Source organism: Micromonospora sp. NPDC049060, assembly GCF_040649055.1.
GTDB classification, from domain to species: Bacteria; Actinomycetota; Actinomycetes; order Mycobacteriales; family Micromonosporaceae; genus Micromonospora; species Micromonospora reichwaldensis.
The window spans coordinates 134,317-154,965 of sequence record NZ_JBEZEV010000004.1 but is presented as its reverse complement, the minus strand read 5'-3'; the positions used below and the strand labels follow the sequence as shown (position 1 = coordinate 154,965).

Genomic DNA, 20,649 nt, shown 5'->3' with positions numbered 1-20,649 from the left:
TATGAGCACGCTCACGAGAAGTTTGTCCTGCTCCGGGCCGGGTACCCCGTTCGGTCACCGGCCCGGAGCAGGCCGTGTTCAGAGCACCACGGACTCGATCGGCCCACGCAGGAAGTAGAGCACGAAGAGGGCGGCCACCCCGTACAGCAACGGGTGGATCTCCCGGGCCTTGCCCTTGGCGAGCTTCACCACCACGTACGTGATCAGGCCCGCGCCGATGCCGTTGGAGATCGAGTACGTGAAGGGCATCAGCACGATCGTCAGGAACGCCGGGATCGCGATCTCGTAGTCGGACCAGTCGATCGTCCGCACCGCGGTCATCATCAGGAAGCCGACCACCACCAGCGCCGTCGACGCCGCCTCGAACGGCACCACCACGACCAGCGGCGCCAGGAACATCGCCAGCAGGAACAGCGAGCCGGTGACCAGGTTGGCCACGCCCGTGCGGGCGCCCTCCGCCACACCGGCGGCACTCTCGATGTACGACGTGTTGCTGGACGTGCTCGCCGCACCGCCGGCAGCCGCCGCGATCGAGTCGACCAGCAGGATCTCCTTGGCCCGCGGCGGGGTGCCCCGCTCGTCGAGCATGCTCCCCTCCTGGCCGACCGCGACCATCGTGCCCATGGTGTCGAAGAAGTCCGTGATCAGCAGGGTGAACACGAACATCAGGACGACGACCCAGCCGGCCCGGCCCCACGAGTCGAACAGGTTGAAGTTGCCGAGCAGCGACAGGTCCGGCACGTCCACCCAGGTCTTCGGCAGCTCGGGGACGTTCAGCGCCCAGCCCTTCGGGTTGGGCTTGCCGTCGACGAAGGACGGCCCGATGTTCGCCACCGCCTCGACGATGATCGCCACCACGGTGGAGCCGAGGATGCCGATGAGGATCGCGCCCTTGACCCGCCGCACCATCAGCACGATCGTCAGCAGCAGACCCACCACGAAGACGAGCAGCGGCCAACTGGCCAGGCTGCCGCCGATGCCCAGGCTGACCGGGACGGTGGTGTTCTGCACGTCCGGCACCCGGCGGACGAAACCGGCGTCGACCAGGCCGATGATGGTCAGGAAGAGGCCGATGCCGACGCCGATCGCCGTCTTCATCTGCGTCGGCACCGAGCGGAACACCGCCGTACGCAGGCCGGTCAGCACCAGCACCGCGATGATCACACCCTCGATCACCACGAGACCCATCGCGTCCGCCCAGGTCATCTCCGGGGCGATCTCGTACGCGACAAGCGCGTTGACGCCGAGGCCGGCGGCGAGCGCCAGCGGGAACCGGCCGACCACGCCCATCAGGATGGTCATCAGGCCGGCGACCAGGGCGGTTGCCGCAGCGAGGGCGGCGATGGAGAGCTTCTTGCCGTCGCCGTCGACGGCACCACCGATGATGAGCGGGTTGAGCACCACGATGTACGCCATCGTGAAGAAGGTCGCCAGGCCACCGCGTACCTCGCGGCTCATCGTCGAGCCACGGGCGGAGATCTCGAAGTACCGGTCGAAACCGTTCCGGGGGTGCGCTGGGTCGGGTGGTGTGCCGTTCTCGGGCGGCGCTACTGCCATCAGGTCCTCGCAGGTGGATCTTCCGTTGTCGCGCGCATCGTCGCAGATCACCGGCCAGCAGGAAAAGTTGATCGCGTACGCTTGCCGCGTGCCGAAGGAGCAGCCCCCGCGGCCCGAGCCGCTCGACCCGCCGATGGTGCCGTTCGCCCTCGCCGGGATGGCGGCCTGGGCGACCGCCGGGCTGGTGCTGCTGGTCTTCTTCCGCGACTGGCTGAGCGCGCACGATCACCAGGACTGGCTGTGGACCTGCCTGGCCGGTTTCCTGTGGGGTTTCCCCGGTCTCGCCGTGATGATGCGGCACGACGCCAACCGACGTCGCCGCCGCGCCGGCCGCTGACCTGCGACGACACCGGTCCGCCGGACCGGTGCCGCGCCAATGGCGTCAGGGGTGGCCGTACGGCTCCGCCGGCTCCGCGGCCTCGACGGAGCCCGGTGCCCGGCTGACCGCCATGGGCTCGACCGCGCTGTCGTCGTAGACCGTCGGCATCTCCTCGACCGGGGTCTCGGCGGCCTCGATCAGGGTCTCCGAGTGCGCCCCGCAGCCGTGGTCGGCGCTGACCACCCGACCGTCGTCGGGGGCGTAGAAGTTGCCGCAGGCCCCGAAGGACTGCCGCAGGGCGCCGGCGAGCGGCAGGTAGAAGCCGCAGGTGCCGCAGCGGGCGGCGGCGGGGGCGGCGGCCGAGATCGCGGCGGACGGGCCGTGGTCGCCGTCGTACCAGCGCTGGGCGGCCTCGCTGCGCCCCTCCCGGGAGAGCACCCGGGCCCGGCCGAGACCCAGCTCCCACGCGGTCTCCTCGACCGCCGGGTCGTCGGAGAGCAGGTAGCCGGGCTGGAGCCGGTCGTCGTCCGCCGGGGTGGGCAGCAAATCGCCGGGGCCGAGGTCGCCCGGCTTGAGTCGCTCCTGCCACGGCAGCCAGCCGGGCGCGAGCATCGCGTCCGTGCCGGGGATCAGCACCGTCTCGCAGACGGTGACGTGCCGGCTGCGCGGCACGCGGGTGACGGTGACCGCCCACCGCCAGCCCCGGTAGCCGGCGAGCCGGCACTCGAAGTAGTGGGTGACGAGTCGGTCACCCTCCGCGACGGCCTGCAGGTGGTCGCCGATGTCCGAGGGGTCGACCTCGGTGATGGCGTCACGCGCCACCTCGACGGCGGCGGCGCAGACCTGGTCGAGACGAGCGGCACGGGCGGAGGCAGGCCTGGTCACCCAACCATTGTTCCCCATGCGTACGGCCGACCGACAGGCACCCGCCGACGACGTTCTGGGACAGTGGTGCGGCACGGACGGACTGAATGGGTGAGGATGGTGGGCATGCCGCTGTTCTCCCGCTCCGGGCGGTCCGTACTCGGGCGGACCGTCGGCACCGGCATCAAGGCCGTCCGCCTGCTGTTCCGTGGCTCGGTCAGCAGTGGCCGCTGGATGACCCGGCGGGCGGGCCGGGCCCGCACCCGGGGCGCCGGGGGCGAGGTCGGCATGGTCCGCCTCTTCGACCTGCACGCGGTCTCCTGCGCCGGGGACACGCTGATCGCCATCGGCCTCGCCGGGACGATCTTCTTCAACGTCCCGCTCGGCGAGGCACGCAGCAAGGTCGCCCTCTACCTGCTGGTGACCATGGTGCCGTTCGCCATGCTCGCCCCGGTGGTGGGCCCGCTGCTCGACCACTTCCGCCACGGCCGCCGGTACGCGCTGGCCGCCACCATGCTCGGCCGCGCCTTCCTGGCCTGGCTGATCTCCGACTACATCCACGGCTTCGGCCTCTACCCGGCGGCCTTCGGCGTGCTGGCGCTCTCCCGCGCGTACGGGGTGGCCCGCTCGGCGGCCGTCCCACGGCTGCTGCCGGAGGGGCTGGGGCTCTCCCAGGTGGGCGCCCGGGCCAGCGTCTACGGCACGGTGGCCGGCGCCCTGGTCGCTCCGATCGGGCTGGCCGCCTTCTGGTTCGGGCCGCAGTGGCCGCTCCGGGTCGCCTCGATCATCTTCTTGGTCGGCATGGTGATCTCCCTGCGCCTGCCGCCGAAGGCCGACTCCGAGCCACCGGAGCGGGTGCCCCGGCCGCTGCGTGCGCTCTGGCGGCGCACCGGCGACCGCCCGCTGGGCCGGGGACGGCCGGCCGGCCGACTCGTGATCGCCACCCTGATCGGTGCCGCGACGCTACGCGGGCTGTACGGGTTCCTGCTGCTCTTCCTCGCCTTCGCGATCAAGGCCGGCGACCTGACCACCGTCGTCTTCGGCCGGGACCTGGGCGACGAGGGGGCGCTGGGCCTCGTCGGCGCCGCGCTGGCCGTGGGCACCTTCCTCGCCACCGCGATCGGCACCCGCCTGCGCATCCACCGACCCGTCGCGATCCAGTCCAGCGGCATGATCATCATGGGTGGGGTGGCGATCCTCGCCGCGTTGAAGTTCTCGCTGCCGATGGTCGCCCTGCTCTGCCTGGTGACCGCGCTGATGAGCGGCATCGCCAAGCTCACCGTGGACGCCTCGATCCAGGAGCGCATCCCGGAGCGGCTGCGGGCCAGCTCGTTCGCCCACTCCGAGACCGTGCTGATGCTCGCGTTCGTCGCCGGGGGCGGGCTGGGGCTCGTACCCTTCGACGGCCGGATCGGGATCGCGGTCGCCGCCGGGGCCGGCACGCTGGCCGCCGTCCGGGGCGTGGTGGTGGCGAGCCGCCTGCGCGCCGAGCGGCTGGCCGGTCGCCCGCTCGCCGACGACGAACTGGCCGACGAGACCGGCGGGGACGACGACCGCACGGGCGGAAAGGACGGCACGGGCACCACGGTCCGCGCGCACACCACGGCCGGCGCGCACACCGGGGCTGGCGCGGCGGACGCGACCGGCACGCGCGGCACGGGCGGCGGCGTCGGCGCACGCACCGAGGCGGAGACCACTGCCGAAACCGGGGTGGCGCCCGTCTCGCCTGCCCCGGCGCAGGGCTCGCCGCTGGACGACCCGACCCTAGCCCCGCCGGGGTACCACATCTACCGGCCGTCGTCGGCCGTCGGCGGGCCGGGCGGGGCGGACGACGAGACCCGGCGGGAGCCGCAGGGGCCCCTGCCGTGACGGGCCTGCTGGTGGTCACGGCGGTGCCCGCCGAGGCCGAGGCGGTCCGCGCGGGCCTGACGGATGCGTCGACGACGGTGCTGCCCGTGGGCGTCGGCCCCGCCGTCGCCGCCGCCACCACCGCCCGGCTGCTGGTGCTCGCCGAGGCGGCCGGGCGCCCGTACCGCGGCGTGGTCAGCGCGGGCGTGGCGGGCGGCTTCGCCGGCCGGGCGGAGGTCGGCGCGACGGTGCTGGGCGCCGTGTCCGTCGCCGCCGACCTGGGCGCCGAGTCGCCGACGGGCTTCCTCCCGGTGGACGAGCTGGGCATGCCCCCGGAGTGGCTCGGTGGGGGCATCGCGCTCGCCGCCGACCCCGGCCTGCTGGCCACCCTGCGGGCCGCGCTGCCGACGGCCACGGTGGGCGCGGTGCTGACCGTCAGCACGGTGACCGGCAGCGCCGCCAGCACCGACGCCCTGCGCCGGCGTCACCCCGATGCGGTCGCCGAGGCCATGGAGGGGTACGGCGTGGCCGTCGCCGCCGCGCAGGCCGGCGTCCCCTTCGTCGAGCTGCGTACCGTCTCCAACCCGATCGGCCCCCGCGACCGCGACGCCTGGCGCATGGGCGAGGCGCTCGCCGCCCTCACCACCGCCGCCACGGCCCTGAACTGAACCGCCCGCCCGCCTGCTACCGCCCGTCCCTGCCCCTGCACTCCGGCCCGGCGATCATCTTCTGTGCACCGGTCGCCGGTCGAACCGCAGAGCCGTCGGCCGGCTCGCCTCCACCTGGTATCCGCAGGCCACCAGGAAATCGGCGCCACCGACGCCGGAGATCCCGGCGATGGCGCGCACCGTTCGGATGCCGGCCCGGTCCAGCTCATCGCCGAGGAGCCCGAGCAATCGGCGGCCGATACCCAGGAAGCGCAGCTGGGGGGCTACGAGGACACCGTCCAGCACCAACTCCCGCTGGTCGCCCAGATCCTCACCGAGCAACAGATCCTCGCTGCGTTCGTGCGCCCGGAGTTCGCCGACCAGTTCACCGCCCGGCAGTACGGCCACAAGCCGCCAGCACCCGTCCGGCACCCCCTCCGTCACCCGACGGAAACGCACGGCGGCGCGGGCCCGCTCCCGCACCCGCCGCTCGTCGCGCCGCCCGCGATAGAGGTCGTACGTCCTCTCCGGCACCCGCACCGGCCACTGCGCCGGTGAGACGTACCAGTGCCCCCACCACGCAGCCGGCCAGTCCTTCAACGTCCGGACCTCCCGGATGTCCAGGTGCGCGGGATAGCGGCGGCCTCCCTCGTCGCGTCGTTCCTCGTGCGGTACGGGCGGCAGCGCAACGCCGGTCCCCGGGCCGCCATCGGTGGTGCCCTGGTCAGCGGTCCGGACGCGGACCGCCAGCTCTCCGCCAGCGGCCCGGACCAGTCGCTCCACCGTCCGCAACTTCGGGTCGGCTCCCGGGTCGGCCTCGATCCGCGCCACCGTGCTCTTGGGTACGCCCGACCGGCGCGCCAACTCCCGCTGGCTCAGGTCTGCTCCGCGTCGGAGAGCGCGAAGCGCCCTCCCCACCTCGATCGATCCGTCCCGTTCCGTCATGTGTCGATCGTGGCGACGGCACGAATGCGGTTCAACACGTGCGGTCTTCCTGTGGATAAACCTGTGGACAATCGGTTTGGGTTAGGTGGCGGCGCCACCGCCGTCCTCGACACCCCGCACAGACGGCTTACCGCCGCCGTGCTCTTCGGCACGCTGTCGAGCTGCCCCGTCTGTGAGACCAGGCTGGGGCAGACCGCCCTCGGCCAGCAGAAGCAGGACTTCGAGCGGCCGCCTCGTCGACCTCGGCCCCGGCGCCGGCTGGCGAGACCGGCGCGACACCGGTCTACCTGAGACTGGAGCCGAAGAAGCGGGTCGGATTTACCTCAGACCGGAGCCGGAGAAGCGGGGTCGGAGCCGGAGACGCCAGCGACGTGGAATACCCCGCAAGCCATGTGAGGCCGAACATGCCGGGGTGTTCCTCGACGGGCTTGCCCCGTCTGTGAGGGCAGCTCGACAGCGCCGAACAGAGCTACCCGCCGGTCCTCGACAAGCTGGCCGCCGAGCGCGGCCAAGAGAGTGAGGTAGGCGCCAGCGGCAGGCGGCTCAGGGGGCAGCGCGGCCAGGCAGGAGCGTGCGACCCGGGCGGCAGCGCGACCTCGCAAGTGAGCGCCACCTTGCAAGTCAGCGCCACCTCGCGGAACAGGTCACAGTCGTGGGGACCGGGCGAGGCCGGGCCCACGACGACGGGGATACGGTGAGGGTGTGGCGCTCTCGCTGGCTGTTTCGCCCTGCCCCAACGACACGTTCGTCTTCCACGCCCTGGTGCACGGTCTCGTGCCCGGCGCACCGCCGGTCGACGTCACGTACGCCGACGTGGACGTCACCAACACGGCCGCCGAGCGGGGTGCGTTCGACCTGGTCAAGGTGAGCTACGCGGCGCTGCCGTGGCTGCTGGACGACTACCACCTGCTGCCCTGCGGGGGCGCACTGGGCCGTGGCTGCGGCCCGCTGGTGCTGACCCGCGGCGACCACCCCGACCGACCCGACGGCCCCAGCCAGCCCGACCGGCTCGGCCAGCCCGACGACCTCGGCAGGCCCGGGCGGCTCCAGCCCGACCGGCTCGGTGGCCCCGGGCGCGCCGACCTGAGCGGCGCCACGGTGGCGGTGCCGGGCGACCGGACGACGGCGTACCTGCTCTTCCGGCTCTGGGCGGCCGACCGGCCCCCGGCGCGGATCGAGGTCGTGCCGTTCCACGAGATCATGCCGGGCGTCGCGGCCGGACGGTACGACGCCGGGCTGGTCATCCACGAGGCCCGGTTCACCTACCCACGGCACGGCCTGACCGCCCTGGTCGACCTCGGCGAGTGGTGGGAGGCCGACACCGGCCTGCCCATCCCCCTCGGTGCCATCCTGGCCCGGCGCGGCGCGGTCGACCCGGAGGCCGCCGCCGGGTGGATCCGCGAGTCGGTACGCCAGGCCTGGGCCGATCCGGCCGCCAGCCGGGAGTACGTGCTGGCCCACGCCCAGGAGATGGAGCCCGACGTGGTGGACCGCCACATCGGGCTCTACGTCAACGAGTTCACCGCCGACCTGGGGGACGCGGGCTTCGCCGCCGTCGAGGCGTTGCTCGGCCGGGCCGCCGACGCCGGGCTGGTGCCTCAGACCTCCAGCTCGTTGGCGACCGCGTGGACCAGCTGAGCGATCTTCTGCGCCGTCTTGCGGTCGGGGAAGCGACCCCGGCGCAGGTCCGGCTGGACCTTCGCCTCCAGCACCTTGATCATGTCCTCGACGAGGCCGTGCAGCTCCTCGGCCGGCCGGCGGCGCAGCTCCGCCATCGACGGCGGGGCGTCTAGCAGCTTGACCCCCATCGCCTGCGCGCCCCGGCGGCTGTCCACCACGCTGAAGTCGATCCGCTGACCGCCCTTGAGGTCGGTGACACCCGTCGGTAGCGCGCCCTTGGGAAGGAACACGTCGCCACCCTCGTCACTGGTGACAAATCCGTATCCCTTGGCCGCGTCAAACCACTTCACTCGACCCGTCGGCACCTGAGAACCCCTGCTTCGCTTGAGCTTGAGACGTCTACCGCTCCAAGGCTAGCCGGATCATGCCGTCCAGCGCCGCCGGGAATCCGGTGAGATCATCCAGCACCGCCTCCGCCCCGGCCGCGCGCAGCTCGTCGGCGGTGCACGGGCCCGTGGCGACCCCGATGCCGGGTACGCCCGCCGCTCCCGCGGCCACCATGTCGGCCACGTGGTCGCCGACGTAGTGGGTCGCGCCGTGCTGCCGCAGGGCGGTCGCCTTTCCCTCCGCGAACAGGTCGCCGGCCACCTCGTCGACCACCAGGCCCAGGTGGTCGAGGTGCAGCCGGGCCAGGCGGCCCTGCTTGGCGGTGACCACCAGCACCCGCCCGCCGCGTTCGCGTACCGCGTCGATCGCGGCGACCGCCCCGGGCAGCGGGACGGTGGGTGTGATCGCGTACGCCGGATACAGCTCGCGGTACGTCCGGACGGCCTCGTCGACCTGCTCCGGCGGGAACCAGCGGGCGATCTCCGTACGCAACGGCGGGCCGAGCCGCGCCACGGCGGCCGCCGCGTCCACGTGCACCCCCGTGCGGGCCGTCAACGCCCGGAACGTGTCGGCAATGCCGGGACGCGAGTCGACCAGGGTCATGTCGAGGTCGAAGCCGACCGTCAGCGCTGCCATGCGGGAGAACGTACCCGCCCAACCCCGGGTCAGCCGGACGTCCGAGGGGCGGGAGGACCCTCTGCCGGGCTAGCGTGGAACGACGATGACCACCTCACTCGCCGACCACCTGCGGTCACTTCCCGACGAGTCGCTCGCCGCCCTCCTCCAGTTGCGGCCGGACCTCGTCGTGCCCGTGCCGGCCGACGTCTCCGCGCTCGCCACCCGGGCCCAGTCGCGGGTCTCGGTGGCCCGCGCCCTCGACGCGCTGGACCAGTTCACCCTGCTGATGCTCGACGCCGCCCGGCTGACCCGGGACGCGGCCGAGCAGACCACCTCCACCGACGCGGTGCTCGCCATGGCGACCGCCGGGCCGCAGCCGCCCGCCCCCACCACCGTCCGCGCCGCCGTGAACCGGCTGCGCGCGCTCTTCGTGCTGTACGGCCCCGAGAGCGCCCTGCGCGTGGTGGCGAGCGTCGACGAGGTCTCCCCGTACCCGGCGGGCCTGGGTCGACCGGCGGCGGAGCTCGGCCCGCGGGCGGCGGCGCTCTGCGCGGACCCGGCGAAGCTGCGGCGGACGCTGCTGGCCGCGCCGCCCTCGGCCCGGGCGATCCTGGACCGGCTGGCCGCCGGACCGCCGGTAGGCAGCGTGCCGGCGGGCGCGTTGCAGGCGCCCCCGCTCGGTGCGGAGGCCGACCTGCCCCCGGACCCGACGAACGGCGGCGTGCCGACCGGCTCGCCGGTGCGCTGGCTCGTCGACCACCACCTGCTGGTGCCGGTCTCCGGCGGCCGGGCCGGTGCCACGGGCACCGTCGAACTGCCCCGCGAGGTGGGCCTGCTGCTGCGCCGCGACAGCGGCCCGCTCGGCCCGCTGCGCAGCAGCCCGCCGCCCGTGGCCACCGCGCCGCGCGAGCCGAAGGCCGCCGACTCCGCCGGGGCCGGGCAGACCATGGAGGTGGTACGCCACACCGAGGCGCTGCTGGAGCAGCTCGCCGCCGAACCGGCACCGGTGCTGCGCTCGGGCGGCCTGGGCGTCCGTGACCTGCGCCGGCTCGCCAAGGCCGTCGGGGTGGACGAGTCGACGGCGGCCCTGCTGCTGGAGGCGGCGTACGCGGGCGGGCTGGTCGGCGAGGTCGACCTGCCCGGGGCCACCACCACCCGGCACGGCGCCGACCAGCAGGTCCTGCCCACCGCCGGGTACGAGGTGTGGCGGGCGGGGACGCTCGCGCAGCGCTGGGAGCAGCTCGCCCGGGCCTGGCTGACCATGACCCGGCAGGCCGGGCTGGTCGGGCAGCGCGACGACCGGGACCGGCCGATCACGGTGCTCTCCGCCGAGGCGGAGCGGGCCGGCGCGCCGGCCGCCCGACGGGCCGTGCTGGAGGTCCTCGCCGACCTGGAGCCGGCCACCGGGCCCACCCCCGAGGAGGTGCTGGCCCTGCTCGACTGGCGGGCGCCGCGGCGCAGCCGGGGACGGGAGGCCGCGCACCGGGAGGTGCTGGTCGAGGCGGCCACGCTGGGCGTGACGGGGCTGGGGGCGCTCACCTCGTACGGGCGGCTGCTGCTCGCCGACGTGACCGCCGCCGACGAGCGGGGCGGCGACGACCCGCTCGGGCTGCGGGCGGACACCGAGAGCGGCGACCCGACGAGCGCCGTACGCGCGCTGGACGCGCTGCTGCCCGCCCCGGTGGACCACTTCCTCGTGCAGGCGGACCTGACCGTCGTGGTGCCCGGCCCGCCCGACCCGGCGCTGGCCGCCGAGTTGGAGGTGGTGGCGGAGCACGAGTCTGCCGGCGGGGCCAGCGTGCACCGGGTCACCCCGGCCAGCGTGCGCCGGGCCCTGGACGCCGGCTACTCGGCCGACGACCTGCACACCCTGTTCCGCCGGCGGTCCCGCACCCCCGTCCCGCAGGGGCTGACGTACCTGGTGGACGACGTGGCCCGCAAGCACGGCGGGCTGCGCGTCGGCTCCGCCGGGGCGTACGTGCGCAGCGACGACGAGGCGCTGCTGACCGAGGTGCTCGCCGACCGGCGGCTGGAGCCGCTGGCGTTGCGCCGGCTGGCGCCGACGGTGCTGTCGACGCCGTACCAGGTGGGTCGGATGCTGATGGTGCTGCGCGACGCCGGGTACGCCCCGGTGCCGGAGGACGCGAGCGGGTCGGCGGTGCTCGCCCGCCCGAAGACCCGGCGGGCGCCGGCCCGGGTGCCGGTGACGACCCGGACGCTCGACCCGCTGACCACACCGAAGCTGGCCATGCCCCGCCTGCTCGGCGTGGTGGAGCAGATCCGGCGGGGCGACGCCGCGGCCCGGGCCGCGCGACGGGCGCCGGCCGTGGTCCGGGGCGGGGTCGGGCGCACCGGTCCGGCGCCGGTGCCCTCCCACAGCGACGCCCTCGCGGTGCTCCAGCAGGCGATCCGGGACCGGGCGCGGGTCTGGGTCGGGTACGTCGACGCGCACGGGGCGACCGCGTCCCGGCTCGTCCGGCCGGTCTCGATGGGCGCGGGCTACCTGCGCGCCGAGGACGACAGGACGGAGATGCTGCACACGTTCGCCCTGCACCGGATCACGGCGGCGGTGCTGGAGGACTGAGCGGTTCGGGTCAGCGCCGGCTGCGGCGTACGGTCCCGATGACGGAGACGATCAGCAGCAGCGTGAACCCGGCGCCGGCCGACTCGCCGACCGAGTCGACGAAGCCCTGTTCGAGCACCAGCCAGCCGAAGAGGAACCAGCCGACGAGCACCACCGCCGCCACCCCGTACGCGACGACGGTGGCGGTGGAGACCTCCTCGACGGGCGACCGGTCGGGCGCGGGACTGTGCTCCGGTATCACTTCACGGTCGACCGTCATCTCCAGCCTCCCCGTCCGGTTCGACGCCTGGCATCCAGCGTGACACCGCCGTGGCGGGAGTGACAGGGGATAAAACCCCGATCGGACGAGTTGTGCGACCTCGGGGTGGCGTGGGCGGCCGGGCGGCTCAGGTGCCGGGGCGCCGCCCCACCAGCACCACCTTGCTGCCGACCTTGCCCAGCTCCCAGTAGCGGACGGCGTCGCCGGGCAGCAGGTTGACGCAGCCGTGCGAACCGATCGACTTCTCGTGCAGGTAGGTCGTGGTCTGGTGGAAGCCCATGCCCTGGGTGAAGTGCTGCCAGTACGGCAGCCACACCTCGTACGGGTCGGACCACTCCTTGACGTTGCGGTAGTTGATCGTGAACGTGCCGGCGGGGGTGCGGTAGCCGGGCATGCCCGTGCGGGTGACGGTCGGCTTCACGAGCACCTTGCCGTTGCGCATGACCCAGGTGGTCTGCCGGGTCAGGTCGATGCAGAAGGTGGTGCCCGAGCCGGCCCGGCAGCGCGCCGTGTCGGTGGTGGCGAGCCGCTTCGCCACGTCGTACGTAGTGGGCCCGGCGCGGCCGTGGGCGGGGCGGATGTCGTACCGCTTCTGGAACTTCTTGATGGCGGCGCAGTCGGCGGCGGACTGCCGGCCGTCGACGGTCACCCGCCCGAACCCGCCCAGCCGGGCGAGGTACGCCTCCACCTCGCGCTGGTGCTCGCCCTGCGGGCACCCGGCGACGGACGGCGACGCGGTGGGCTTCGTCGCGGGGCGCGTCGGCCTCACCGTGGGGCGCGTCGGTTGCGGCGTGCTCCGCGTCGGCTTGACCTTGGGCTTCGGCGGCGCCGTGGTCGGCTGCGCCCGCTGGTCCGGCCCGGGCGCGCCGCTCGCCCCCGTTACCCGCTCCGCAGCCCCGGCCGCGACGGGTCCCCCGCCCCCACCGCCACCGGCCTGCGGATCGAACGTGCACGCACCGGCACCGACCAGCGTGACCACTGCCAGGGCGAGCAGCCGGCTGCTGATCCGGACGTGTTTCATGCTGCCTCCCCTGACAGGTGTTCCCTTTGCTAGACGTTGCGAGTACCGCTCCGGTTGCTCCAGGTGACCAGATTTTTCTGCGGTCACCCGGCTGCGTGCAACACTGGTGGGTCGGCCTGGGCGGGTCAGTCGCCTCCCGGACAGCCGGCGACCCGAGGTGGAGGAGAGGCACTGGCGTGAGCGGTGGACCCCTGATCGTGCAGTCGGACAAGACCCTGCTGCTGGAGATCGACCACCCGGATGCGCAGGCGTGCCGGATGGCCATCGCGCCCTTCGCCGAGCTGGAGCGCTCCCCGGAGCACGTGCACACCTACCGGCTGACCCCGCTCGGGCTGTGGAACGCGCGCGCCGCCGGCCACGACGCCGAGGGCGTGGTGGACTCCCTGATCAAGTACTCCCGCTATCCCGTGCCGCACGGGCTGCTGGTCGACGTGGCCGAGACGATGGACCGGTACGGCCGCCTCCAGCTCGCCAACGACCCGGCGCACGGCCTCGTCCTGCGGGCGCTGGACCGGCTGGTGCTGATCGAGGTGGCGAAGAGCAAGAAGCTCGCCGGGATGCTCGGCGCGAAGCTCGACGACGACACGATCGCGGTGCACCCGTCGGAGCGGGGCCGACTCAAGCAGGCGCTGCTCAAGCTCGGCTGGCCGGCCGAGGACCTGGCCGGCTACGTCGACGGCGAGGCGCACCCGATCGAGCTGGCCGAGGCCGGCAAGGACGGCCGCAAGCCGTGGACGCTGCGGTCGTACCAGCGGGAGGCCGTGGAGGCGTTCTGGGCCGGCGGGTCGGGCGTCGTGGTGCTGCCGTGCGGCGCCGGCAAGACGCTGGTCGGGGCGGCGGCGATGGCCGAGGCGAAGGCGACCACCCTGATCCTCGTCACGAACACGGTGGCGGGCCGGCAGTGGAAGCGCGAGCTGATCGCGCGCACGTCGCTGACCGAGGAGGAGATCGGCGAGTACTCGGGCGAGCGCAAGGAGATCCGCCCGGTCACCATCGCCACGTACCAGGTGCTCACCTCGCGCAAGAAGGGCACGTTCACCCACCTGGACCTGTTCGGGGCCCGCGACTGGGGCCTGGTCGTCTACGACGAGGTGCACCTGCTGCCCGCGCCGATCTTCCGCTTCACCGCGGACCTCCAGGCCCGTCGCCGGCTGGGCCTCACGGCGACTCTGGTACGCGAGGACGGCCGGGAGGGCGACGTGTTCAGCCTGATCGGCCCGAAGCGGTACGACGCGCCGTGGAAGGACATCGAGCAGCAGGGCTGGATCGCCCCGGCCGAGTGCACCGAGGTACGCGTGACGCTCACCGACGCGGAGCGCATGTCGTACGCGACGGCGGAGGCCGAGGAGCGCTACCGGATGGCGGCCACCGCCCGCACCAAGCTGCCCGTGGTCAAGGCGCTTGTCGACCGGCACCCGGACGACCAGGTGCTCGTCATCGGTGGCTACATCGACCAGCTCCACCAGCTCGGCGAATACCTGGACGCGCCGATCGTGCAGGGCTCCACCACCAACAAGGAACGGGAGCGGCTCTTCGACGCGTTCCGCTCCGGCGAGGTGCGCACGCTGGTCATCTCGAAGGTCGGCAACTTCTCTATCGACCTGCCCGAGGCGGCCGTGGCGATCCAGGTGTCGGGCACGTTCGGCTCGCGGCAGGAGGAGGCGCAGCGGCTCGGCCGGGTCCTGCGGCCCAAGGCCGACGGGCGACAGGCGCACTTCTACACGGTCGTCTCCCGCGACACCATCGACACCGAGTACGCGGCCCACCGGCAGCGCTTCCTCGCCGAGCAGGGGTACGCGTACACGATCGTCGACGCCGACGACGTCCTCGGCCCGAAGCTCCCCACGGTCGACTGATCTCGAGGCGTCAGGGCTCGGCTACGGCGCCTGCTCGCCCTGCTCCCGCATGTCGGCCATGACTTCCCGCAATAACTCTTGGTGTCCTTGCAGAGCAGCCGTCTTGGAGGAGGCGAGCCACGAGAGGGACGGGAACCGGCGCAGGTGGCAGCGAACTCGTCGTCCTGGGCCGACCACGTGACGCGGTAGGCATAGTGGAGCAAATCCGGATGGGTGTCACTCTGCATCGCTGTCTCCTCCGCATCGCCTCAACGAGCACCGTCGGCGAAGCCGACGACGGACTAGTTGCGTCTCTGGCGTGGGACGGTGACCTGCTCGATGCGGGCGGTGATGGCACCGACAAAGGCAGCGAAGCCAATTTCCGGATCGGGCTGGCGAATCGGCGCGTCCGTCTCGCGCGACGACGTGACGAGGCAGGTGGCGTCGTAGAGCCCAGCGTCCATCAGGCGCTTGCAGAAAATTGCGTACCGATCCAGGTAGGAGGTGTCCGCGAAGACCGGGTCGACCGGCAACATGCCGCTTCTGGGCCTCCCCGTGCGGGTCGACCCCTCCGCTTCTTCGAGCAGGAGCACGTAACCTAGCCATGGCCTCAGCGGCCCGAGCAAGCCGTGCTCGTAGGCATGCCACACGTCGACCGCGCTGCCGATCGCCTCTTCGTTCCGGTTGTTGAAGTTGTTGCCGAACGAGGGGCCGACGTGGGACTTCAGCTCGATGGCCGCGAAGAGTTCGCCCTCGTGAAGCACCACCAAGTCCCACTGCTTGGTCGGCCGGAAGTAGCCGGGCAGCTCGACTCCGGACTTACAACGCACGTCGTCCGACGGAAATCCGGCGTCGCGGAAAACATTCGCCAGCAGTTCGGTCAGCGCGTCGAGATGGGCACCGCCGGTGACCGCGCCCCGTCCTCCGGTGTCGGACCTGCCCGAGAGCAGTTTCTTTGCGGCCTGCGACTCCCGAACCACCCAGGAGCTACGCACCGCCTCCTCGAACGCACGTTGGTCCATTGATCGAAGCCTCCAGATCCGAAATCCCGTACACGCGTAGGGCAGCCTTCGTCGCCGCCTGCGTATCCCGCCTGTCGAATGCGGCGGCTAGCGCGGCGCGCTCGGCGGCCGGGATCGTCTCGGGCCGCGGAACGCGGATCCGGCGGAGGTACTGGGCTTGGAATCGAAGGGTGCCACCGCGCATCTTAACGGCGTACGCCTCCACGAATGCTTGCGCGACACGGGAAAGCAACAGTCCACCTAGGACACGAAGGTCCCAGGCATCGGAGACGATGTAATACAGGTTGTGGTGCGGATAGAAGCCACCCTCGTCCAAGACGGGGTGGATGGTGGTCTTCATGTCCGGGAAAAGCAGTTTCGGGCGGTCGACCAGGGAGTGGTCCACCTTGTCGATCGTGCGGTACCAGTGCGCCGGCCGCTTGCCGGCGACGTGGCGACGCTTCAGGGCCGCAGCGTGCCGCTGGTAGTACGCCTGCAGGCGTGGGAGGCCGTCCAGGTCCACGAGTTGCCCGTCGGCGTCCCAAGGGTCGACGAGGTAGTGACCGGACCAGGAAAGGGTGCCGGATGTCGTATCACGGACCATCGACAGCGGCAGCAGCCGCCGCGGCTCGACATCTGCGCCCGTGGTGATGAAGACGCTGTCCGCGCCCGTCGCCACGCCGATGCCGACCCGGGTACCGGTTGTTACGTCTTCCAACGGAGGAAATCGCTCGTTCAATGTCTCGATCAGGGCGAGCCGTGAGGGAGACCCGGATGGCCAGGATCCTCCCCCACCGAACCAGTGAGGCAGCCGGGCGATCTCGTACCGCTCGTTCGCCCTAGGCTCGGACTCTGCGTTGGCGATCCACTCGAGCAAGTCCGGGGCGTCCTGTGGCCCGAAGGCCCGCCGGGTGTCCGCCACGACAGCGGTGCCCTGCGGGGCGCGGCGCAGCACGGTAACGGCGGGATATGCGGCAACCTGCGTCTCGAACGCGTCCACGTCATGCATCGTCAGGGTGACGTCGACGCTGTAGTGGGTGGCGATGAGTTCCCGCAGATGCCGGCCGTACTGGTTGCGCATCCAACGGTCGGCACAGATGAAGGCAAGCACCCCGCCCGGTTTCAGGGAGCGCAGTCCACGCTCGTAGAAGCCGACATAGAGATCGGACCGGCCGGTCATGGTGGAACACGCGGCGCGGTAGGCCAGCATCCGATCGGCCGGCACATCCTCCAGCCGTACGTACGGCGGGTTGCCCACCACGAAGTCGACGCTCTCATCGAGGTAGGCATCGAGGAGGTAGTCGCCCTGCCGCACCCACGCCGCCGCCACTTCGCGCGCCTCATCAAGGGGCCAGCCTTCATCGACCAGAACGTCCCGAACCAGCCGCCTGCTGGCCGCCACATTCGGTTCCAACAGGTCGAAGGCGCGTAGGGCGTCCTTCGCGTCGAGAAGTGGCCGGTCGTGCTTGCGGCATGAGGAACTGATTCGGGCTGACATCGAAGCCAGGAAGGCGCCGCCTCCGCAGGCCGGCTCGATCGCGACCAGTTCGGCGAGGTCACGGTCAGCGGTGTAGCCAGCCAGGTCAAGGACCAGGTCAACGACCCAGCGGCGGGTGAACACCTCTCCGTGCTCGATCGACTCGATTGGAATCGCGGCCAGCGGCGAAAGCACCTCATCGTGCCCGAACTGCCGCATCTGCTCCGCCGCCCCGCCCATCTGCCGAGCATAGGGCACCACACCGGCCGTGGTCCCGACCAGCACGCCCGGCCTATGCCGATCTTGCGCTTCACCACGGACTTCTAGGCCCATCGCCGGATGAGCCTCACGGCCACTCGGCGCGCGAGGACGGCCGTGAGAGCGACGTCGGCGTGACCTGGGCATCACCGCCCGCAGACGGCGCATGAACAGAACCCAGCTCAGTTCGGGCCGGTGGCGCCGGTCGGCTCGGCGTCAGAGGACCCGGCGGTAGCCGGCGTGGACGATGCGCTCGGACGCCTGCGCGTACCACCCGGGGTCAGCCGCCGGTCGGGTGCCGAGGCCGTCGACGTACCGGTTGAACATGCAGAAGGCCGCCGCGATCAGCACCGTGTCGTGGATCTCCAGGTCAGTGGCGCCCTCGACTCGGGCGGCCTCGACCAGTTCGGGGGTGACCTCACGCCCACTGAACTGGACGGCCCCGGCGATGCGCAGCAGGGCACGGAGTTTCGCGGAGACCGGTGCGCTGTCCAGGTCGGCGCGCACCTGGTCGACCAGGGTCATTCCCTCGTCGAGCTGCGCCGCCGCGTACGCCGAGTGCGCCGAGCAGCAGTAGGTGCACTCGTTGCGGCCGGAGACGTACGCGGCTATCAGTTCCCGTTCGCCGGGCGTGAGCGGGTGCGGCCCTCGCAGCAGCACCTCGACCAGTTCCAGCAACGGTTGACCGGTCTCCGGCCGGAAGCTCAGCGGCCCGCGGATGCCCGGGAACTCGGCCTCGTCCACCCCTAGTTCGATGTGTGCGATGGGGTCACTCTCCCGGATTTGAAACGGTCCCTGATCGCGCCTATCAATCGAACCTAGTGAATCGGTTGCGCCATCTCAAGAGCATGTTGCCCGGCTCGGCGCCCGCGTCGAGCCCGGCGGGGTCACCGTCTCAGCCGAGGACCAGCAGGGCGTGTGCCATTGGGTCTTCTGTGACCGGCCACTGCCCGGCGGCGCGCGGTGTGCGCTACCCACCGACCACCTGTCGCCCTGCGCGAGGCGGTGCGGCCGGGCATCTGATCCGTAGTTGGTGAACCAGATAGGGAGCTTTCGCTCAGATCCACGCGTGAGAACTGCCGTGCTCACCGTGGCCCGGATGCCGACTTCTCGATGTGCGGGGCGGTTGCGGGTCGCACTGGTACGGACGTGCGTCACGTACTCGCCGATCAGGCCTTCCACGTGCCTGCGCAACTCGGCCCGGGGCCGAGGCCAGGGCGGCAGGCCGTGGAGTCGCCGCGTACGGCTGGACCGCAAGACAGCAACCACGTTGCTGCGATCACCGTCAGAACCAGAGCTGGACCGGCGACGACCTCTGTTACGACAGCCCAGGCCGGAAACGGGCCACCGTCGTTCGGGGCGCTCACGAGAAAGCCGCCATATGCCGACCGGACGAGGATCGGACCGGTCCACAGATAAAGCAGGGCGCGGCCGGGCCTGACCCGATGACGCACCAGCAGCCCACCGGCGGCGAACAGAACGGCCGCGCCGGTCACCGAGGTACCCACCAGCATCAGCAGCAGGACGACATCCATTCCGCCGCCGTACATCGCCTCCGCGTCAAGCGCGTCACGAAGGACGATGCGGGCTCCGCTTGCTGATTGCGCAAGACCCAACGCGCCGCCGGCGAACAGCCAGAGGTAAGGACGCACGGGGCACGATATCAAGCTGGACCGGAGGCGAATTGCGTCCGCCGAGCGGCGTCACCTACCCCTGCCGATTCCGGCTCACCGGCTCAGGACGGTCTCCCGTTCCATGTGCGACAGCTTCTCGGGATTGCGTACGGCGTAGATTCCGGTGATGAGGCCGCCGTCGATGCGCACGGCCAGGACCGTGTCCATCTCGCCCTTGAGTTGGACGATCAGCGCCGGGTGGCCGTTGACCTGTGCCGGCCGCCACGACGTGCTGCCCGCGACCTTGCCCCACCCGCCGGCCAGTAGGCGGGCCACCTTGTCGGCTCCGAGGATGGGCCGCGGGACTGCCTGCTTGATGCCGCCACCGTCGCCGAGCAGGACCACGTCCGGCGCGAGGATGTCGAGCAGGCCCTGCAGGTCGCCGGTCTCGACCGCCCGCTGGAACGCGTCGAGCGCGTACCGGGTCTCGGCCGCGGAGACGACGCGGCGGGGCCGGCGCGCCGCGACGTGTGCCCGTGCCCGGTGGGCGATCTGACGGACAGCGGCGGGGTTCTTGTCGACGGCTTCGGCGATCTCGTCGTAACCGAGGTCGAACACCTCGCGCAGCACGAACACCGCCCGTTCGGTCGGTGCCAGCGTCTCCAGCACCAGCAGCATCGCCATCGAGACGCTGTCGGCCAGCGCGACGTCCTCGGCGACGTCCGGAGCGGTGAGCAGCGGCTCGGGCAGCCAGGGGCCGACGTAGGACTCCCTGCGGCGGCTGAGCGTACGCAGTCGGACGAGTGCCTGGCGGGTGGTGATGCGGACCAGGTAGGCGCGCCGGTCCCGGACCGTGCCCAGGTCGACGCCCGCCCACCGCAGCCAGGTCTCCTGGAGGACATCCTCCGCGTCGGCGGCCGAGCCGAGCATCTCGTACGCGACGGTGAAGAGCAGGTTGCGGTGGGCGAGGAACGCCTCGGTAGCCGGGTCCGGGCGATCGTCGGCGGCGGTCTGCGGCGTACCCACCATGGGTGGCTCCTGTTCCTCGCGACTGCGTCACCCATCAGATGCCGGACCGGACCGTTCTGTGACACCTCCGGTTGTGGCAGTCGTCACCCCGGCCGCGCCGTCACATGGCGCTGCACGCCGGCATCTCGTGTTCGTCCAACCGAATTCCAGGAGTGAAGGACGGAAGCATGGACGCCCGATTCAACTTGTTCGACAACGAGGTCGCCGGAAAGTTCGCCAAGCGGTTCGCGAACGCCGGCCTGGTAATCCAGCAGTCGCCGCTGCCCAGGGCCACGCAGGAGTTGGTGTCGCTGCGGGCCAGCCAGATCAACGGCTGCGGCTGGTGCATCGACATGCACACCAAGGAGGCCGCAGCGGCCGGCGAGAGCGCGGTCCGGCTCAACCTGGTCGCCGCCTGGCGCGAGTCCACCGTCTTCACCGAGGCCGAGCAGGCCGCGCTGGCGCTCACCGAGGAGGGCACCCGGCTCGCCGACGCCTACCAGGGCGTGTCCGACGAGACCTGGGCCGAGGTGCGCAAGCACTACGACGACGATCAGGTCGCCGCGCTGGTCGCGCTGGTCGCCCTGATCAACGCGGCCAATCGCCTCGCCGTGATCGTGCATCAGCGGGGCGGCTCCTACCAGCCGGGCATGTTCGCCGCCGCGTTCGACTGAATCGAGATCCGGCCCGGGATCGGCCGGCCCGGGGCCGACGGTGGCGGGCCGGGGACGCACACCCGCCCCCCCCCCCCAGCGGGCCCCGGCGCCGCCGCCGCCGGAGCCGCCCCC

Annotated in this window: 18 protein-coding genes and 2 pseudogenes; 8 read left to right on the top strand and 12 right to left on the bottom strand. The window is 72.1% G+C overall.

All coding sequences use genetic code 11. The features are described 5' to 3' along the window. Positions 1–78: 78 nt before the first annotated feature. Entirely contained in the window at positions 79–1,557 is a 1,479-nt protein-coding gene (locus AB0B83_RS03570) for an NCS2 family permease (protein ID WP_357576798.1), read from the bottom strand. An 88-nt stretch (positions 1,558–1,645) separates the two neighbouring features. Between AB0B83_RS03570 and AB0B83_RS03565 the strand changes: the two genes are divergently transcribed. Next, positions 1,646–1,894 carry a DUF2530 domain-containing protein gene (locus tag AB0B83_RS03565; RefSeq protein WP_357576797.1) on the top strand — a complete coding sequence of 83 codons (249 nt, stop codon included), beginning with the start codon at positions 1,646–1,648 and terminating at the stop codon, positions 1,892–1,894. Positions 1,895–1,939: 45 nt separating this feature from the next. Here AB0B83_RS03565 and AB0B83_RS03560 read toward each other — a convergent pair whose 3' ends face one another. Further along, positions 1,940–2,779, bottom strand: coding sequence for a DUF3027 domain-containing protein (locus AB0B83_RS03560; protein WP_151454151.1), 840 nt, complete (start codon positions 2,777–2,779; stop codon positions 1,940–1,942). Positions 2,780–2,866: 87 nt separating this feature from the next. On the opposite strand from AB0B83_RS03560, the pseudogene AB0B83_RS03555 reads away from it, so the two are divergent. Both AB0B83_RS03555 and AB0B83_RS03550 read left to right on the top strand, forming a co-directional pair. Further along, positions 2,867–4,279, top strand: a pseudogene (locus tag AB0B83_RS03555) (MFS transporter); the annotation flags it as partial. Between the two features lie 326 nt (positions 4,280–4,605). After that, positions 4,606–5,256, top strand: coding sequence for a futalosine hydrolase (locus tag AB0B83_RS03550; protein WP_357576796.1), 651 nt, complete (start codon positions 4,606–4,608; stop codon positions 5,254–5,256). A gap of 54 nt (positions 5,257–5,310) precedes the next feature. Here the strand turns inward: AB0B83_RS03550 and AB0B83_RS03545 are convergent, their stop codons facing one another. Further along, positions 5,311–6,180 carry a helix-turn-helix transcriptional regulator gene (locus AB0B83_RS03545; RefSeq protein ID WP_357576795.1) on the bottom strand — a complete coding sequence of 290 codons (870 nt, stop codon included), beginning with the start codon at positions 6,178–6,180 and terminating at the stop codon, positions 5,311–5,313. Positions 6,181–6,882: 702 nt separating this feature from the next. Between AB0B83_RS03545 and AB0B83_RS03540 the strand changes: the two genes are divergently transcribed. Next, positions 6,883–7,818 (top strand): 1,4-dihydroxy-6-naphthoate synthase, encoded by a 936-nt coding sequence (locus tag AB0B83_RS03540; RefSeq protein WP_357576794.1) that lies wholly within the window; start codon positions 6,883–6,885, stop codon positions 7,816–7,818. Here the strand turns inward: AB0B83_RS03540 and AB0B83_RS03535 are convergent. Both AB0B83_RS03535 and AB0B83_RS03530 read right to left on the bottom strand, forming a co-directional pair. Next, the gene (locus tag AB0B83_RS03535; protein ID WP_132231948.1) at positions 7,779–8,165 is read right to left on the bottom strand and encodes a cold shock domain-containing protein; all 387 of its coding nucleotides are present in this window, start codon (positions 8,163–8,165) and stop codon (positions 7,779–7,781) included. The two genes, AB0B83_RS03540 and AB0B83_RS03535, sit on opposite strands and share 40 nt — an antisense overlap. 34 nt (positions 8,166–8,199) lie before the next feature. Then, the gene (locus tag AB0B83_RS03530; protein WP_357576793.1) at positions 8,200–8,823 is read right to left on the bottom strand and encodes an HAD family hydrolase; all 624 of its coding nucleotides are present in this window, start codon (positions 8,821–8,823) and stop codon (positions 8,200–8,202) included. A gap of 85 nt (positions 8,824–8,908) precedes the next feature. Here AB0B83_RS03530 and AB0B83_RS03525 point away from each other — a divergent pair, with 85 nt between their 5' ends. Beyond that, positions 8,909–11,389 (top strand): helicase-associated domain-containing protein, encoded by a 2,481-nt coding sequence (locus AB0B83_RS03525; protein ID WP_357576792.1) that lies wholly within the window; start codon positions 8,909–8,911, stop codon positions 11,387–11,389. Positions 11,390–11,399: 10 nt separating this feature from the next. Here the strand turns inward: AB0B83_RS03525 and AB0B83_RS03520 are convergent, their stop codons facing one another. Next, positions 11,400–11,648 (bottom strand): hypothetical protein, encoded by a 249-nt coding sequence (locus AB0B83_RS03520; protein WP_357576791.1) that lies wholly within the window; start codon positions 11,646–11,648, stop codon positions 11,400–11,402. Between the two features lie 127 nt (positions 11,649–11,775). Then, on the bottom strand, positions 11,776–12,669 hold the full coding sequence (locus tag AB0B83_RS03515) for a L,D-transpeptidase family protein (RefSeq protein WP_357576790.1): 894 nt from the start codon (positions 12,667–12,669) through the stop codon (positions 11,776–11,778). A 176-nt stretch (positions 12,670–12,845) separates the two neighbouring features. On the opposite strand from AB0B83_RS03515, the gene AB0B83_RS03510 reads away from it, so the two are divergent. Beyond that, positions 12,846–14,525, top strand: coding sequence for a DNA repair helicase XPB (locus AB0B83_RS03510; RefSeq protein ID WP_151456858.1), 1,680 nt, complete (start codon positions 12,846–12,848; stop codon positions 14,523–14,525). 281 nt (positions 14,526–14,806) lie between these two features. Here the strand turns inward: AB0B83_RS03510 and AB0B83_RS03505 are convergent, their stop codons facing one another. From AB0B83_RS03505 to AB0B83_RS03495, 3 genes are all read right to left on the bottom strand, one after another. Then, positions 14,807–15,526: a PaeR7I family type II restriction endonuclease gene (locus AB0B83_RS03505; RefSeq protein WP_357576789.1), complete on the bottom strand. Its 720-nt coding sequence runs from the start codon at positions 15,524–15,526 to the stop codon at positions 14,807–14,809. After that, entirely contained in the window at positions 15,492–17,267 is a 1,776-nt protein-coding gene (locus AB0B83_RS03500) for an Eco57I restriction-modification methylase domain-containing protein (protein WP_357576788.1), read from the bottom strand. Before AB0B83_RS03500 ends, AB0B83_RS03505 begins: the two co-directional genes overlap by 35 nt. 189 nt (positions 17,268–17,456) lie before the next feature. Next, positions 17,457–18,005: a carboxymuconolactone decarboxylase family protein gene (locus tag AB0B83_RS03495; protein ID WP_357576828.1), complete on the bottom strand. Its 549-nt coding sequence runs from the start codon at positions 18,003–18,005 to the stop codon at positions 17,457–17,459. A gap of 42 nt (positions 18,006–18,047) precedes the next feature. Here AB0B83_RS03495 and AB0B83_RS03490 point away from each other — a divergent pair. Beyond that, positions 18,048–18,270, top strand: a pseudogene (locus tag AB0B83_RS03490) (hypothetical protein). A gap of 139 nt (positions 18,271–18,409) precedes the next feature. Here the strand turns inward: AB0B83_RS03490 and AB0B83_RS03485 are convergent. After that, positions 18,410–18,892: a hypothetical protein gene (locus AB0B83_RS03485; RefSeq protein ID WP_357576787.1), complete on the bottom strand. Its 483-nt coding sequence runs from the start codon at positions 18,890–18,892 to the stop codon at positions 18,410–18,412. 75 nt (positions 18,893–18,967) lie between these two features. After that, positions 18,968–19,882, bottom strand: a complete 915-nt coding sequence (locus AB0B83_RS03480; RefSeq protein ID WP_357576786.1) for an RNA polymerase sigma-70 factor — start codon at positions 19,880–19,882, stop codon at positions 18,968–18,970. Between the two features lie 167 nt (positions 19,883–20,049). Between AB0B83_RS03480 and AB0B83_RS03475 the strand changes: the two genes are divergently transcribed. Beyond that, a complete protein-coding gene (locus tag AB0B83_RS03475; RefSeq protein WP_357576785.1) occupies positions 20,050–20,535 on the top strand; it encodes a carboxymuconolactone decarboxylase family protein in 486 nt (161 codons plus the stop codon). Positions 20,536–20,649 lie beyond the last annotated feature (114 nt).